The 14,753-nt window shown below is 66.8% G+C and carries 17 protein-coding genes; 2 read left to right on the top strand and 15 right to left on the bottom strand.

Annotated features, from left to right (window positions below):
- Positions 1–80: 80 nt before the first annotated feature.
- From ACQ5SA_RS08000 to ACQ5SA_RS07990, 3 genes are all read right to left on the bottom strand, one after another.
- Positions 81–1,274 (bottom strand): glycoside hydrolase family 5 protein, encoded by a 1,194-nt coding sequence (locus ACQ5SA_RS08000; protein WP_499313883.1) that lies wholly within the window; start codon positions 1,272–1,274, stop codon positions 81–83.
- Between the two features lie 152 nt (positions 1,275–1,426).
- Positions 1,427–1,834: an RNA-binding S4 domain-containing protein gene (locus tag ACQ5SA_RS07995; protein ID WP_353102010.1), complete on the bottom strand. Its 408-nt coding sequence runs from the start codon at positions 1,832–1,834 to the stop codon at positions 1,427–1,429.
- Positions 1,835–1,843: 9 nt separating this feature from the next.
- Positions 1,844–2,083 carry a hypothetical protein gene (locus ACQ5SA_RS07990; RefSeq protein WP_230110536.1) on the bottom strand — a complete coding sequence of 80 codons (240 nt, stop codon included), beginning with the start codon at positions 2,081–2,083 and terminating at the stop codon, positions 1,844–1,846.
- 62 nt (positions 2,084–2,145) lie between these two features.
- Between ACQ5SA_RS07990 and ACQ5SA_RS07985 the strand changes: the two genes are divergently transcribed.
- On the top strand, positions 2,146–3,618 hold the full coding sequence (locus tag ACQ5SA_RS07985; RefSeq protein ID WP_499313881.1) for an MATE family efflux transporter: 1,473 nt from the start codon (positions 2,146–2,148) through the stop codon (positions 3,616–3,618).
- Between the two features lie 117 nt (positions 3,619–3,735).
- Here ACQ5SA_RS07985 and ACQ5SA_RS07980 read toward each other — a convergent pair whose 3' ends face one another.
- The 10 genes from ACQ5SA_RS07980 to ffh all read right to left on the bottom strand — a co-directional run bounded on the left by ACQ5SA_RS07980 (position 3,736) and on the right by ffh (position 10,805).
- Positions 3,736–4,170, bottom strand: coding sequence for a DUF1801 domain-containing protein (locus ACQ5SA_RS07980; RefSeq protein WP_499313879.1), 435 nt, complete (start codon positions 4,168–4,170; stop codon positions 3,736–3,738).
- A gap of 78 nt (positions 4,171–4,248) precedes the next feature.
- Positions 4,249–4,623 (bottom strand): DUF6404 family protein, encoded by a 375-nt coding sequence (locus tag ACQ5SA_RS07975; RefSeq protein WP_230110532.1) that lies wholly within the window; start codon positions 4,621–4,623, stop codon positions 4,249–4,251.
- Positions 4,624–4,704: 81 nt separating this feature from the next.
- Complete coding sequence (gene rplS, locus ACQ5SA_RS07970; RefSeq protein WP_108265390.1) at positions 4,705–5,106, bottom strand: 50S ribosomal protein L19; 402 nt, start codon at positions 5,104–5,106, stop codon at positions 4,705–4,707.
- Positions 5,107–5,258: 152 nt separating this feature from the next.
- Positions 5,259–6,017, bottom strand: a complete 759-nt coding sequence (trmD, locus tag ACQ5SA_RS07965; protein WP_312786070.1) for a tRNA (guanosine(37)-N1)-methyltransferase TrmD — start codon at positions 6,015–6,017, stop codon at positions 5,259–5,261.
- Between the two features lie 8 nt (positions 6,018–6,025).
- The gene (gene rimM, locus ACQ5SA_RS07960; RefSeq protein WP_089239644.1) at positions 6,026–6,538 is read right to left on the bottom strand and encodes a ribosome maturation factor RimM; all 513 of its coding nucleotides are present in this window, start codon (positions 6,536–6,538) and stop codon (positions 6,026–6,028) included.
- 45 nt (positions 6,539–6,583) lie between these two features.
- Entirely contained in the window at positions 6,584–6,844 is a 261-nt protein-coding gene (gene rpsP / locus ACQ5SA_RS07955; protein ID WP_025873821.1) for a 30S ribosomal protein S16, read from the bottom strand.
- A gap of 150 nt (positions 6,845–6,994) precedes the next feature.
- A complete protein-coding gene (locus tag ACQ5SA_RS07950) occupies positions 6,995–7,777 on the bottom strand; it encodes an aminotransferase class IV family protein (RefSeq protein WP_499313875.1) in 783 nt (260 codons plus the stop codon).
- The gene (locus ACQ5SA_RS07945) at positions 7,774–8,850 is read right to left on the bottom strand and encodes an NAD(P)H-dependent flavin oxidoreductase (protein WP_499313874.1); all 1,077 of its coding nucleotides are present in this window, start codon (positions 8,848–8,850) and stop codon (positions 7,774–7,776) included. The genes ACQ5SA_RS07950 and ACQ5SA_RS07945 overlap by 4 nt, the downstream gene beginning before the upstream one ends.
- An 88-nt stretch (positions 8,851–8,938) precedes the next feature.
- Positions 8,939–9,373 (bottom strand): hypothetical protein, encoded by a 435-nt coding sequence (locus ACQ5SA_RS07940; protein WP_089239638.1) that lies wholly within the window; start codon positions 9,371–9,373, stop codon positions 8,939–8,941.
- A gap of 55 nt (positions 9,374–9,428) precedes the next feature.
- Positions 9,429–10,805, bottom strand: a complete 1,377-nt coding sequence (gene ffh / locus ACQ5SA_RS07935) for a signal recognition particle protein (protein ID WP_499313873.1) — start codon at positions 10,803–10,805, stop codon at positions 9,429–9,431.
- Positions 10,806–10,927: 122 nt separating this feature from the next.
- Here ffh and ACQ5SA_RS07930 point away from each other — a divergent pair, with 122 nt between their 5' ends.
- A complete protein-coding gene (locus ACQ5SA_RS07930) occupies positions 10,928–11,722 on the top strand; it encodes a cytochrome C assembly family protein (RefSeq protein ID WP_499313871.1) in 795 nt (264 codons plus the stop codon).
- Between the two features lie 111 nt (positions 11,723–11,833).
- On the opposite strand, the gene ACQ5SA_RS07925 is transcribed toward ACQ5SA_RS07930, so the two are convergent.
- Both ACQ5SA_RS07925 and ACQ5SA_RS07920 read right to left on the bottom strand, forming a co-directional pair.
- Positions 11,834–12,298, bottom strand: coding sequence for a YqhG/Tai3 family protein (locus tag ACQ5SA_RS07925; protein WP_499313870.1), 465 nt, complete (start codon positions 12,296–12,298; stop codon positions 11,834–11,836).
- 136 nt (positions 12,299–12,434) lie between these two features.
- Positions 12,435–14,741, bottom strand: coding sequence for a tetratricopeptide repeat protein (locus tag ACQ5SA_RS07920; RefSeq protein ID WP_499313868.1), 2,307 nt, complete (start codon positions 14,739–14,741; stop codon positions 12,435–12,437).
- Between the last annotated feature and the right edge of the window lie 12 nt (positions 14,742–14,753).

Genomic DNA, 14,753 nt, shown 5'->3' with positions numbered 1-14,753 from the left:
TGGCACACGGCACAACGCCCACCAAGGTGGGCGACTATCGATGCACTCGCCGGGCATGGCCCGGCGCTACCGCGGAGGCGTCAGCGCGCCCCCGCCTTCAACCGCTGCAGGATCGGTGCGAACAACGGCGCCTGCATCGAACGCGGCGGCTGCACGGCTTCACCCTTTTCGACCGCCTGCCAGTACGATCCCGGCAGCGGCTTGTCGCCCAGTTCGTAGTCCATGCCGTCCCAACCATCCTCACGGAAGGCATAGAACGCCCAATGCACCTTCTGCTGCTCGGCCACCGCCAGCACATCGCGCAGGTAGGCGCCGCAATCCGGCCAGCGACGCATGCAGCCGAACTCACCGATCACCATCCGGTTGGCACCGATGCCATGCGTCTTCGCCCAGTCCATCGGCTGCTGCAGGTAGCTGCGCACGCGTGAGGCGTCCCAGCGCTCGCTGCGGTCGCCAAACGGCACTTCGGCGGGATAGCGGTACGGTTTGTCGCGCTTCTGGTTCGGCGCACTGGTGGCCGCGTACGGCTCATACATGTGCACGCTGTACAGCAGCTTCGTGTCGTCCAGCGGCGCAGGCCAGTAGTCGAACGCATCGGCCGCGGCATACCAGCCGGCATCAAGCATCAACGGCATGTCTGCATCGACTTCGCGCACGCTGGCAACCAGCTCCTTGTACAGCTGGCGCAGGTCGCGCGGCCCACCCTGCACCCCGGCGTACCACTTCAGCATGTCCTCGCGGGAGGCATGTTCGGCCAGCGCAGTGCCATATTCCGGCGCCGGCTCGTTGATCAGGTTGTAGCCGGCCAACGCCGGGTGCCCCTTCAGCGCGGCGGCCAGATCACGCCAGAAGCGCTGCGCAGGTGCATGGTTGTCCAAAGACTGCCACAGACGCTGGTCGACCACGTCGCCGTTCTTCTGTTTCCAGCGCAGCAGCGGCAGTGACAGCGGCACCAGCACCACCTTCAGGCCCACGGCATTGGCGTCATCCAGCGCGCGACGCAGGGTGGTCACGTCGGCCTGGACCAGTCCTTGATAGTGATCGGCATCGCCCATCAGGAAATCGCGGCCGCCGGCACTGCGCCACTTGTCCGGGGTCAGTCGTACCCAGGTAGCGCCGGTGTCACGCAGGGCCTGGAAATAGGCCTTGTCCGGCGGCGCTTCATTGAAGCTGTTGCCACCGCGCTGCGGGGTATCCCAGAAGGTGATGTCGGCGGCGAACACCGGGACGGCGGCGGACAGGGCCAGGCACAGCAGGCTGCGGCGCAGGAACATGGCGGACTTCCATGAGGAGGACGTTCCAACGTGCGGGGCGCAAGCCGAACGGTGGCTGAGCGCAGGTGCCACAGCGCCCACCAAGGTGGGCGGCTACCAGAGCCGCGCATGACCCGGTAGCTGCCAACCTTGGTTGGCATTCGCAGATTGCGTCAAAGCGCGTCGAGATCACCCAGGGCGCGGATCAACCGGCGTGCGCGCTTGTCCGGCTTGTGCTCCGGTGCCTGGTAGCCATCACGCGCGGCAATGCGCAGCGCACGCAGTTCGGCACGACGCGCTTTGGAGGCCTCGCTCTCGGCATACAACTGCTGCGCCATCGGCGCCGGACCGCGCTGGTCGCTCAGGCCCAGCACCTGGATCTCGAAATGTTCTTCACCGCGATCGACCAGCAGCTGCTCCCCCACACGCACCGCGCGCGAAGATTTCGGGCGCTGCCCGGCCACGGATACCTTGCCGGTCTCGATCGCCTGTTTGGCCAGGCTGCGGGTCTTGAAGAAGCGGGCCGCCCACAGCCAGATGTCCAGACGGACGCTGGGCGCCAACGGGGAAAGCTCGGACATCGGTAGGGACTACTCCGTTCGCTTGTTCAGGGGGCGCGGATTGTCGGGGTCGGTACGGCAACCAGTGCCCCCGATCAATGCCGGCGTTCCGGCCGCCAGATCCTGGCGCTGGCTGCCGACCAGGCACTCGGGGCGGTCGGTCGGCCGCACCTGGGTATCGCCCAGCCGGTCACCTGACGAACATGCGGCCAGTGCCGCTGCGATCAAGGGCACCGCGATCATCCGCATCGCCTGCTGTCGTTGATGCATTGCCACATCCTGCAAACCGGCTTGATGCTAGTGTGCGCCTCCCGGGAATCGATCACCACTCCATGGCCAAAGCGCCGCTTGACCTGACCTCTGGCCCGATCGGGCGCAACCTGCTGCTGTTCGCTCTGCCGATCCTGGCAGGCAACATCGCGCAGTCGCTGAACGGCTCGGTGAATGCGGTATGGGTGGGGCGCTTCCTCGGCGAAGCGGCACTGACCGCAACCGCAAACGCCAACAACATCATGTTCTTCCTGATCGGTTCGGTGTTCGGCTTCGGCATGGCCTCGACCATCCTGATCGGCCAGGCCATCGGTGCACGCGACATCGCCCAGGCACGGCGCGTGGTCGGCACCAGCGCCACGTTCTTCATCGGCCTGTCGGTGATCATCGCCATCGCCGGCTGGTTCCTGGCCCACCCGCTGCTGGCGGCGATGGGCACGCCTGCCGCCTCGCTGCCCTTGGCCGAGGCCTACCTGCGCATCATCTTCCTGGCGATGCCGACGCTGTACGCCTTCGCCTTCCTCAGCGCGGCGCTGCGTGGTGCCGGCGACTCGCGCACACCGTTCCGCTTCCTGCTGGTCTCGGTGGTGCTGGACATCGCCCTGAACCCGGTGCTGATCTTCGGCATGGGGCCGTTCCCGGAACTGGGCATCGCCGGCTCGGCCTGGGCCACGCTGGTGTCGCAGACGCTGTCGCTGGCCGGCCTGCTGCTGTACATGCGGCACAAACGGCACACGCTGTGGCTGGGCCGCGCCGATATGCACCTGTTCAAGCTGGACATGACCATCCTGCGTTCGCTGGTGGTCAAGGGCGTGCCGATGGGCCTGCAGATGGTGCTGATCTCGCTGTCGGTGATCATGCTGATGACGATGGTCAACCAGTACGGCACCGACACCGGCGCGGCCTACGGTGCGTCGCTGCAACTGTGGAACTACGTGCAGATGCCGGCGATGGCGATCGGCGCGGCGTGTTCGTCGATGGCCGCGCAGAATGTCGGTGCGCAGCGCTGGGATCGCGTGCGTGGTACCGCACGCCAGGGCATCCTGTTCAACTTCCTGCTGACCGGCGCGTTGATCCTGCCGCTGGTACTGCTGGACCAGTACTCGTTGGCATTGTTCCTGCCGCAGGGCAGCGAGTCGCTGCAGATCGCACGGCATCTGAACCACATCGTGATCGGTTCGTTCCTGTTCTTCGGCGTCAGCTTCGTGATCTCCGGCGTGGTGCGCTCCACTGGCGCGGTGCTGCCACCGCTGCTGATCCTGGCAGCGTCGCTGTGGGGCGTGCGCGTGCCGTTCGCCGAATTCCTGCAGCCGTACTGGGGGGCGGACGCGATCTGGTGGAGCTTCCCGGCCGGTTCGCTGGTATCGATGCTGCTGTCGCTGGCGTATTACCGCTGGGGTGGCTGGCGCAAGGCGCGGATGATCAGCAAGCCGGTGCACGCGGAAGAACTCGCCACGCCATCGGAGATTCCGGCCTGCCCGCCCTCGCCGGTGGCTGATCCGGATGCGGCGCTGGAAACCACCCCACCGCGTTGAACCTGTCCGGTAGTGCCGGCCGCTGGCCGGCAACCGCGCGAGCCTGCGAAGTCCATGGAGTTGCCGGCCAGCGGCCGGCACTACCGCTTCTTCTTTTCTACGTTGTGCTTGGGGGAACTACATGCGTTCGCCGGGCAGAGCGCTGGCCTGCTGCACCCAGTCAAGGAACCGCGCCTCGTCCAACGCCTCATTTTCAAGGATGTGCAGGTAGCGCGTGTCGGCGCTCTTGGACGGTTCCGGCGGAACAGGCTGCAACAGCGCACCGCGGAAGAACGCGACCTTGATGTAGCGGGCGAAGCAATGAAAGCTGAGGAACCAGCCCTCGCCGGCAGCAACGCCGTACATCGGCGAGTTCCATTTCACCGCCTTGTGCACGCCGGGCACGGCCTGTTCGATCAGTGCGTCCAGACGTGCACCAACGGCCCGCTTCCAATCCGGCATGGCGGCGATATAGGCCTGCACGGGCACATCACCCTCGCCCTTGGCGATCTGCGGGTTACCACCGGACAGCAGCTTGGGCGCAGCACTGTTGGCAGATCGCTTGGCGGGCATCGCAGGGGCCATGGGGGGGTCGAAGGCCCGAGCCTACGCCGCCGCCCGGCAGCGGTCACGGCGCACTGCGCCATGGCCTCAGAGGCTGCGGCGGAACTGCTGCCAGGTGGGCAACTTGCGGGCGCCGCGCAGGAACCACATCAGGGTGGCCATCACCAGGCCGAACATCGCGCCGGCTGCCACCCCGGCAAGCAACAGCAGCTCCAGCGCCGGGGCCCTGCCCTGCCACAACAGCAGCCACATCAGCACCGTCCAGAACACGCCGAACAGCAGGCCCTGCAGCAATGCATTGGTCAGGAAACCAGCCAGTATCGGCGGTGGCAGCGCGATACCCAGCCGCCACAGCATGCGGTGCAGCAAGGGGGCCGCTTCCCGCCGCGGTACGCCGGAACCGTCCAGGAAGCGCAATGCCACCTGGATGTCTGCCGGATATCGATGGTCGGTTTCATCCATCCACTGAAACTAACGAGACGATCCCGCAAACGCAAACGGCCGCCCGAAGGCGGCCGTCGCGGCAACAACCGAAGTTGTTTATCAGCCCTTGGTTGCCAGACGGGCAGCCTTGGCGGCAGCAGCAGCAGCCAGATCTTCCTTGATGCGGGCAGCCTTGCCTTCCAGGCCACGCAGGTAGTACAGCTTGCCGGCGCGGACCTTACCACGACGCTTCACTTCGACCGAGTCGATGATGGCGCTGTGGGTCTGGAACACGCGCTCGACGCCGTAACCGTGCGAGATCTTGCGCACGGTGAACGAGGAGTTCAGGCCGCCGTTCTTGGTCGCGATGACAACGCCTTCATAGGCCTGCACGCGCTCGCGGGTACCTTCCTTCACCTTCACGTTGACGATAACGGTGTCGCCCTGGCTGAACTGCGGCAGTTCACGGGTGATCTGGGCGGATTCGAATTCCGCGACGATGGACTTGTTCAGCTTGCTCATGGGTTACACCGATTCATTGTTCGGGTGGGCGTGTCATTCGACAGCGTAGGCTCATGCAGTCACCGGACTGTGCTGCACGTTTGTTTTGGGTACTGCGCGCCGGCCGAGGCTGGCGGTAATTGACCATCATAGCCGATAAAGCGGGGCTGGCGCTAGGGCCTGCCCTTTTCTGCAGGGGCCTGGCGGGCTTGTGCCAGCAGCTTGCGGTCGGCCTTGCCCAGCGCCTGTTCATCCAGCAGGTCCGGGCGCCGCTGCGCGGTACGGATCAACGACTGCTGCCGGCGCCAGGCGGCGATGGCGGCATGGTTGCCCGAGCGCAGCACGTCCGGCACGTCACCCAGCGGATGCTGGGCCGGCTGGCTGAAATGTGGGCAGTCGAGCAGGCCGAGGTCGCCCTCGAAACTGTCCTGAGCGGCCGATTCGGCGTCATTCAAGGCGCCTTCCTGCAGCCGGGCCACCGCGTCGATGATGACCGCAGCCCCCAGCTCGCCACCGGACAACACGTAGTCGCCGAGGGAGATCTCCTCATCGACATTGGCGGCCAGGAAACGTTCGTCGATGCCCTCATAGCGGCCACAGAGCAGGACCATGCGCGGCAATGCCGCCAGTTCCCGCACCTTGGCCTGGGTCAGCGGCGCGCCCTGCGGGCTGAGATGGATCACCCGCGCAGGCGTCGGATCGGCCTCGCGGATCGCCTGCAGGCAGGCCTGCAGCGGTTCGATCAGCATCACCATGCCCGGGCCACCGCCGAACGGACGGTCGTCCACCCGGCGGTAGTTGCCCTCGGCGTAATCACGGGGATTCCAGCCATGCAGGCTGAACAACCCCTTTTCCTGCGCACGGCCGACCACGCCCAGCCCAGCGGACTGGGCGAGGAAATCGGGGAACAGGGTGATGACGTCGAAACGCATGCTCACACTCAGAACTCGGGGTCCCAGTCGACCACGACCAGATTGGCCTCGAAGTCGACGGATTTGACGAACTCCGGCACGACGAACGGAATCATCCGCTCGCGATCACCGCGTACGACCACCACATCGTTGGCGCCGGTACTGAACAGGTGCGAGACCTGGCCGAGGGCAACGCCTTCGACGGTCTTCACATCCAGGCCTTCCAGGTCGACCCAGTAATACTCGTCGGCACTCGGCGGCGGCAGCGCACTGCGGGCCACGAAGACCTCGGTGCCGTGCATTGCCTCGACCGTGTCGCGATCCTCGATACCCGGGAAACGGGCTACAAGGTGCTTGCCGGTATCCCGGCCACGGGCGCCTTCAAGCGTCGATTCCTGCCCGTTGGGGCTGCGCAGGATCCACGGTTGGTAACGGAAAATAGCGGAACGCGGCTCGGTCCAGGACTCGAGCTTAATTTCGCCGCGCACACCAAAAGCGCCGACAACCCTGCCAAGCAGGATGCGGCGCTCGTTATCTTTCATCTGCGTTCAATCAGATGGGCCGCACCAGGGCGCGGCCCGTCAGGCTCAGGCCGCAGCGGCCTGGGACTTGCTCGCTTCCTTGATCAGGTTGCGAACTTTCTCGGTCGGCTGGGCGCCGTTCTTGACCCAATGGTCAACGCGGGCCAGGTCCAGCTCGATGCGCTTCTCGCCACCCTGTGCAACCGGGTTGTAGAAACCAACGCGCTCGATGTTGCGGCCGTCGCGGGCGCTGCGGACGTCGGTGACGATGATGTGGTAGAACGGACGCTTCTTGGCGCCGCCGCGGGTCAGTCGAATCTTGACCATGGTGGTTTTTTCCTATTGCCCAGTCGCCAGGATGGCGCGGTAAGCGGGCGATTATAGCGGCAGAGTCCGGCCGAGCCAACCCCGGGGTAGACGCCCGGGGTCAGATCCCTTTTGCCGAGCAAAAGGGATCTGACCCCAGCGACTTCCCGTTCAGGAAAGCGCCTGCCAAGGCACCCGGTCCAGCACCGCCCTGCCCTGTTCGGCCAGGGCCTGCGAACCCGGCAGCACGTAACCGTCGATGGCATCCAGCGCCCACAGCCCGCTGGCATTGCAGGCGAAGGCGGCCTGTATGCCGGCCAGCTCATTCAATTGCAGCGGGCGGATCTGCTGTTCGCCCACCCAGCACGCCTGCAGCAGCGCTTCAGCGGTTCCCCGCAGCGCAGGCGCCTGCGGCCAGATCAGCTGTTCGCCATCATGTACGGCCAGGTTCCAGGTCGTGCCCTCGCTGATCTGCCCATCGGCGGTCACCAGCAATGCATCGTCGAACCCCGCTGCCAGCGCGGCACGGCGCTGGGCGAACAGGCCGAACGTGCCGACATGCTTGATCTGCGGTAGCTCGCGCTGCCAGGTCACGCTGCGTACGCGCTTCGGTGCGGTCAGCGCGACCGGCGCGGACACGGCAACCAGTACATCCACCGGCACGCTGGCCAGCGGATCGCGGAAATCGAAACGCCGCGAAAACACGGTGACCCGCATCGCTGCGTCGACCTGGCGGGCCTGCTGCAGCGCCTGTGCCATCCACGCCTGCACCTGCACGATATCGAGCCGGCTGCCGAACAACGCCTGCGTTGCCTGCGCCAGCCGCTGCAGATGCAGATCGAGCCCCTGCACCGCGCGGCCACGAACCTGCAGCGAGGTGAAGTGGCCGTAGTTGGTCAGCGCCGGCAACAGGTCTTCGACCCGCGCCGTGGCGCCGTTGCAGGTTACCGTCATCGCAGCAGCGCCTGCGCCTGTTCCCACATATCACGCAGCACGTCGGCGGCTGGCGCTGCCGGTGCCATCCACGCCGACTGCCCGGCCCAGGCCTGCATCGCGGCAAGCCGGTTTTCCTGCGTGGCCTGCTTGCGCATCGGTCCGGTCAGGCCACGCTGCACCGGATACGGGCGCGGCGCGGGTGCGCCCTCGGCGGCAGCTGCACGCACGTAGGCGGTCGCCAGGCCACGGCCCAGGCGCCCACTGAAAGCGCGGGTCGGCCAGGTGTCTTCGGGTTCGCTGCGGGCCAACGCATCGGCCCATGCCGGTGCCAACGCCGCTTCGGGTGTGCGCAGGAAAGCCGTGCCGATCTGCACCGCGCTGGCCCCGAGCATCAAGGCAGCAGCAATGCCGCGACCGTCGCCGATTCCACCCGCAGCGATCACCGGAATACTCAGGTTGTCCGCCAGCCGCGGCAGCAGCGCAAACAGGCCGACCAGCTGCTGTTCGGCGCGTATCGGATCGAAGGCGCCGCGATGGCCACCGGCTTCGGCGCCCTGCGCGACCACCGCGTCAGCACCCGCATCCTGTGCAGCACGCGCTTCGGCCAGCGTCGTGGCGCAGGCAATCCAGGCGATGCCCGCATCCTTCAACTGCTGCACATGACGCGGCGACAGCACGCCCATGATGGTCGAGGCCACCGCCGGCCGTGCCGCAAGCAGTGCACTGAACTGCTCCTCGAAATCGGCAGGCGTGGCATCCGCTGCGCTGGCCGCAACCTCCGGCCCCCACTGCCCCAGGAAAGCACGCGTGGCGGCCTCGGCGGCCACATCGCGCACCGGCGCGGGATCGGGCAACCACAGGTTCACCTGCGCCGGCCCGCTGGACGCGGCCCGGAAGTCCTCCATCCATCGGCCGATATCAGCCGCGGGCGACAACACGGCGCCCATCGCGCCCATGCTGCCGGCGTTGGCCAGCGTGGCCGAAAGCGGAACCGGACAGGCGCCGGCCATCGGTGCCAACAGGATCGGCAGCTGCAATGAAAAACGCCGACAGAAATCGTCGGCGCGTTCGAGAATCGGCGAAAGGCTCACGCGACGCACCTGTGGGAGGAGTCGCTGCCAGCATACGCCAGACATTGTGGACGGGAGCGTCGCATCGGGCGATCCGCTCCCGCGTTGCTCAGCGTGCAGACACCGCGTAGGTGCGGACCAGCTGGCTGTCCATTTCTTCGTTGAACTTGAAGGTCACATAGCGCGCATCGTCCGCGGCGAACTCCTCCTCGGCGCTGGCGCGGCCGATCTCGGTGCCCTCGGCATCCAGCGCACGCGCCACCAGCTTGCCCTTGAAGGCCTTGTCGGCCACGACGTAGACCGCCGCGTCCTTGGAGCCCATGCCCCGGCTCTTGCCGAGGGTGACGGTAAGGCCCTGCGCGGCCAGGCCCGGATCGGCCTGCAGCGTCACGTTCATCTTCTTGTCCACGCCCTCGCCCAGCCCGGCGACGAAATCGGCAGCGGTGCCACTGATGGCACTACCGGCCTTCTGCGACACGGAGGTGTCGTCCTTGCAGGCAACCAGGCCCAGGGCCAGCGCCATCACCACGATCGACTTGTTCATGCACATTCCTTTGATTGATTCCGCGGGTTGTTCAAGCGTTCGATACAGCGCGCGCTCAGCGGAACGGCATGCCACGGCCGCCCATGGCGCCCATCATGCCCTTCATGCTGCGCATCATGCCCTTCATGCCGCCACCGGCCATCTTGCTCATCATCTTTTCCATCTGCATGTACTGCTTCATGAGCTTGTTGACGTCGGCCGGCTGGGTGCCCGAGCCGCGCGCGATGCGGGCACGACGCGAGCCATTGAGCAGGTTCGGGTTGCGCCGTTCCTTCTTGGTCATCGAGCTGATGATGGCGATCATGCGCGGCACTTCCTTGCCCTGGCTGACCTGCTGCTTGAGGTGCTCGGGAATCTGGCCCAGGCCCGGCAGCTTGTCCATCAGGCCACCGATGCCGCCCATGTTCTGCATCTGCTCCAGCTGGTCACGCATGTCGTTCAGATCGAACTTCTTGCCCTTGGCGACCTTCTCGGCCAGCTTCTGCGCCTTGTCCTTGTCGACCTGCTGCTCGACCTGCTCGACCAGCGACAGCACGTCGCCCATGTCGAGGATGCGGCTGGCGATACGGTCCGGGTGGAAGACATCCAGACCTTCCGGCTTTTCGCTGACACCGACGAACTTGATCGGCTTGCCGGTGATGTAGCGCACGCTCAGCGCGGCGCCGCCACGGGCGTCACCATCGGTCTTGGTCAGCACCACGCCGGTCAGCGGCAGCGCATCGCCGAAGGCCTTGGCGGTATTGGCCGCGTCCTGGCCGGTCATGGCGTCGACCACGAACAGGGTTTCAGCCGGGTTGACCGCAGCGTGCAGGGCCTTGATCTCGGCCATCATCGCTTCGTCGATGGCCAGGCGGCCGGCGGTATCGACCAGCAGCACGTCGACGAACGACCTGCGCGCGTCATCAATGGCGGCGCGGACGATGGCCTCCGGCTTCTGGTCAGCGCTGGACGGGAAGAACAGCACGCCCACCTGCTCGGCCAGCGTCTTCAGCTGCTCGATCGCCGCCGGACGGTAGACGTCGGCCGAGACCACCATCACCTTCTTCTTGCGCTTTTCCTTCAGGTGCTTGGCCAGCTTGCCGACCGTGGTGGTCTTGCCGGCGCCCTGCAGGCCCGCCATCAGGATGCTGGCCGGAGCGGGAACGTTGAGGTTCAGGTCGCTGGCTTCGGCGCCCATCACCGCGGTCAGCTCGTCGCGCACGACCTTGATCAGGGCCTGGCCCGGGGTCAGCGACTTCAGCACTTCCTGGCCGACCGCACGCACCTTGATGCGCTCGATCAGGGCCTGCACCACCGGCAGCGCGACGTCGGCTTCGAGCAACGCGATGCGGACCTCGCGGGTCGCCTCGCGGATGTTCTCTTCGGTCAGGCGGCCACGGCCGCGCAGGCGCTCGATGGTGCCGGAAAGGCGCTGGGTCAGGGACTCGAACATGCGGCGCAACCTGTCTGAAAGCGGGGGACAATAAGGCCCACAGTATAACGGGTCCACCGCGCTCCCCGGACTGCGACGCCAGGCCCGTCGCCAGCACCCCGGGGGTATGCGAAACTTCAACGATGACAATCGTTCTCATCGCCGTCCTGCTCTACCTGGCCGCCAGCGCCCTGCTGGTGCGCGCCCTTGGTCGCGACGACGGGGTGGCCTCGCCGGCTTGGTTGTGGCCTGCGCTGCCGGCGATGCTGCTGCATGGCGGCTACCACGTGCTGGTGGCGATGCGCACGACCGGCGGACCGGACATGCACTTCTTCGCCGCGCTGTCGCTGGTGGGCCTGGGAATGGCCTGGCTGACCTCGCTGGTGGGCGCACGCGGGCGCATGTCCACGTTGGGCGTGGTGGTGTTCCCGCTGGCCGCGCTGCTGCTGGTGGTCTACCACGGCTACGGCCACGAACCGAGCAAGCTGCTGGGCTGGCGTCTGGCCAGCCACGCCTGGTTGGCGCTGCTGGCCTACGCCACGTTGAGCATCGCAGCGCTGCTGGCGATCATGCTGTGGCTGCAGGAACGGGCGCTGCGCCGCCGTGAATTCCGTCCGTGGCTGCGTGCGCTGCCGCCGATGGCCGACCTTGAATCGCTGCTGTTCCGGGTGATCACCGTCGGCTTCGCCCTGCTAACCCTGACCCTGGTCACCGGCGTGCTGTTCGTCGACGACCTGCTGGCGCAGAAGCTGGTGCACAAGACCGTGCTGAGCGTGCTGTCGTGGATCGTGTTCGGCGTGCTGCTGATCGGCCGCCGTCGCTACGGTTGGCGCGGCACGAAGGCGGTGCACTGGACGCTGACGGCGATGCTGTTGCTGCTGCTGGCGTTCTTCGGCAGCCAGTTCGTGATCGAACTGGTGTTCGGGCATTCGCGATAGAGGCGTGCCGGCCGCCGGTCGGCACCCACCCCAACATCACCTGGTAGTGCCGGCCGCCGGCCGGCAATCGGAGCACAGTAGATCCACGCCATGCGTGGATGCCCCAGATGCTCAGGGCACCGGCTGGGCCAGGATCTTCCGCACCGAGCGGCCGCTGTTGGTGAGGATGTCATCGACCTGCCAGCAGCCCTCGCCCTTGCGCACCATCGGCAACCGCGTCACGTAGGCCTTGTTCCATACCGCATAGCGCATCTCGACCTGGCCCGCCGTGGCTGACGCCTGTTTCCAGCTGTAGCGCACGGGGCCGTCGATATCCCCGTCCTGCGCGTCCAGCCACGGATCGGAATCGATCGTGCAGATGCCCTCTTCGCGCGTCTGGCAGGCACGCTCGCTGTGCAGCGCCTTGGCAAACGCCACGCTGACCAGTGCCTGCGGCGGCTGCAGCAGGTCGCCCTTGCCGGTGGTCGCTTCGAAGAAGGCACGTGCTACGTCGGCCGGTTCCTGGCAGGTAGGCGCGGCCTGCACGGTGGGGGCCAACAGTAGCCCGGCGATCACCAACATCCCTGTCTTTCGCATGTATTTCTCCTTGAGGTAGTGCCGGCCGCTGGCCGGCAACGCAGGATCCCATGGGGTTGCCGGCCAGCGGCCGGCACTACCGGCAACACGTATGGGTAGCGCCGGGCCATGCCCGGCGAGCGCAGCGCGGCAGGGATTACAGCCCGTACCGCTCGATCGCGTCCAGGTGCGGCTGGCGATCCTGGTCGCAGGCCTCGGCCAGGCGCAGCCAGCAGTGTGGGTGCGCCCAGTCCGCCGTAGCCTGCTGCAGGAAGCGATGCAGTGCCAACGGCGCGTGATCCTGCGGCTGGGCGACAGTGAACAACAGACCCGGCAGCGTGCCGTCTTCCGCGTCCGGATCGGTCACGGTGTAGTCCGCACGGCTGTGCGACCACACCTGCCAGCCCTGCGCCTCGGCGGCTTCCACGAAAGCGTTCCACGCCTGCTCGCCCGGGTGAGCGCCATCGATCAGCCAGCTGCGCGCGAAACCACCGCGCTCCAGCACATGCACCTGCGCATAGGTCGGAATGAAGTGCTCGCGCTCCGCTTCGTCCTCTGGTGCGGGGTGCACCAGGCCGGCGTCGAACACCACCCAGTCACCCACCTGCTGTGCGCGGTTGGCCGGTGCGTTCTCGACGATGCGCGCAGTCACCGGGCCGCTGCGGCGGGCGTAATACTCCATCGGCTCGCCGCCCTCTTCGCTGCGGATGATCACCCAGCCCCAGGGCTCTTCGACCACGCCCTGCTGGCTGGACAGTTCCATGCCGATCGCTGCCGCCGAGCGGCGCACTGCATCCCAGTCGCGCGCCGCGCTGGCCGCACTCATGTGGTCCCAGTGCGCAGCGTTGGGTTCTTCCAGCAGTTCGACCAGCTGCGCATAGCAGGCCTGCGCCTCGCTGAAGCGGCCGGTCTCCATGTACATCCGGGCAAGCGTCCCGCGCGCACCGTTCGAGCCCGGCGACAACGTCAGCAACGCCTGCGCGGCCTGCTCCAGCGCCGGCCAGTCGGACGCGCGCCGTGCGCGCTGCACCTCGCACCAGTGCGCGAACACCGGCACGCTGTCGCGGTAGGTCGCGGCCAGCCTGCGCAGGCCGTCATCATCGCCCTGCTCGGCCAGCCAACGCATCAGCGTGTAAGCCGCTGCGCCATCTTCCTGCGCGTGGCTGCGCACGAAGTCCCACAGCAGTGCCTGCGCTTCGCTCTTCGCGCCACAGGCATGCAGCGCCGACGCGGCGACCTCGGCCAATGCGCCGTCATCCGGCCGCTCGGCGTGCGCCTGCAGCAGCCACTGCGCTTCACGCTCGGGATCGCGTGACTGGTTCTGTTCGCCCTGCGCTTGCAGCCACGCCAGCAGTTCATCAGCAGGCACCGGTAGCGGTGCCGTCACCGGCAGCGCCTCGATCCGTGCCGCCAAGCCAGCCACCAGCGCGGCAGCGCCACGGTCCTGCCGCAGCTGCGCCAGATGGGTGCGGGCCAGGCCCAGCTGGCGCTGTGCCACCCAGCGTGCACCGCGCTGCAGGGCCAGTTCCAGGCTCAACGCAGCGATTTCGATCACCAGGCGATGCGCGCCAACAGTGGCGAAGTGCTCGATGATGGTGTTGAAGCGCGTGCCCAGATCCCAGGTGTTGCGTTCGCCATCACGACTGCACAGCGTCGAAGCGGTATTCGCCCACAGCCGCCAGTGGTTCGGCGTCAGCTCGCTCCAGGGCACCAGCTGTTGCAATGCCTCTTCATCACGCCCCAGCTGAGCCAGTGCCCAGGCCTTGGACAGACGGCGCGGCACCGTGCAGTTGGCCGGTTCGTATTCGCCTGCGGCGGCTACTTCGGCTTCGCGCTGCTCGATCAGTGCCAGCGCCTCCGCCGCACGGCCGCTGGCCAGCAGGATCTTGATCTGCATTTCCGGGAAGCTGTCGAACACTTCCTTGCCGCGCGCCTGGATCGCCGCCGCCTGCACCTGCAGGTAATCCAGCGCATCCTGGCCGCGGCCGTCATCCAGCAGCGCGTCGGCCTTCTCGCAGCTCAGGCACTGGAAGCAGGCCCAGCTCGGGTCGATGCGGCCCAGCGTCTCGTCGCAGACTTCGATGCGCTCGGGCACCCAGCCCGGACCATCGATGTTGCCGTAGCACGCGGCAAGATCCTGGGTGACGCAGATCGACTGCGGGCAGTCCAGGGTATCGGCACGGTGTGCGCGCTCGAACAGCGCTACCGACTCGCCCAGCGCACTTTCACCTTCCACGCGGTTGCCGACGCGGTTGCGCAGCGCCCAATGACCGACGTAGACGTCGACCCAGGGGTTGTCCAGCGCCTTGCCCAGCGCGCGCGCTTCGGGAAGCAACGCATCGACGCGGTCGACCTGCAGTTCACTGACTTCATCGGCAAGGCGGGTCAGCAGGTGGGCGTTCTGTGCCTGCCCGGCCTGGCGCAGGTCTTCCTGCAGTTTTTCGACCCAGTTCCAGATATCCATGGGGGTAATGCT

The sequence above is a fragment of the Stenotrophomonas indicatrix genome (assembly GCF_050573115.1).
GTDB classification, from domain to species: domain Bacteria; phylum Pseudomonadota; class Gammaproteobacteria; order Xanthomonadales; family Xanthomonadaceae; genus Stenotrophomonas; species Stenotrophomonas lactitubi_A.
This window is presented reverse-complemented; position numbering and strand designations above follow the sequence as displayed.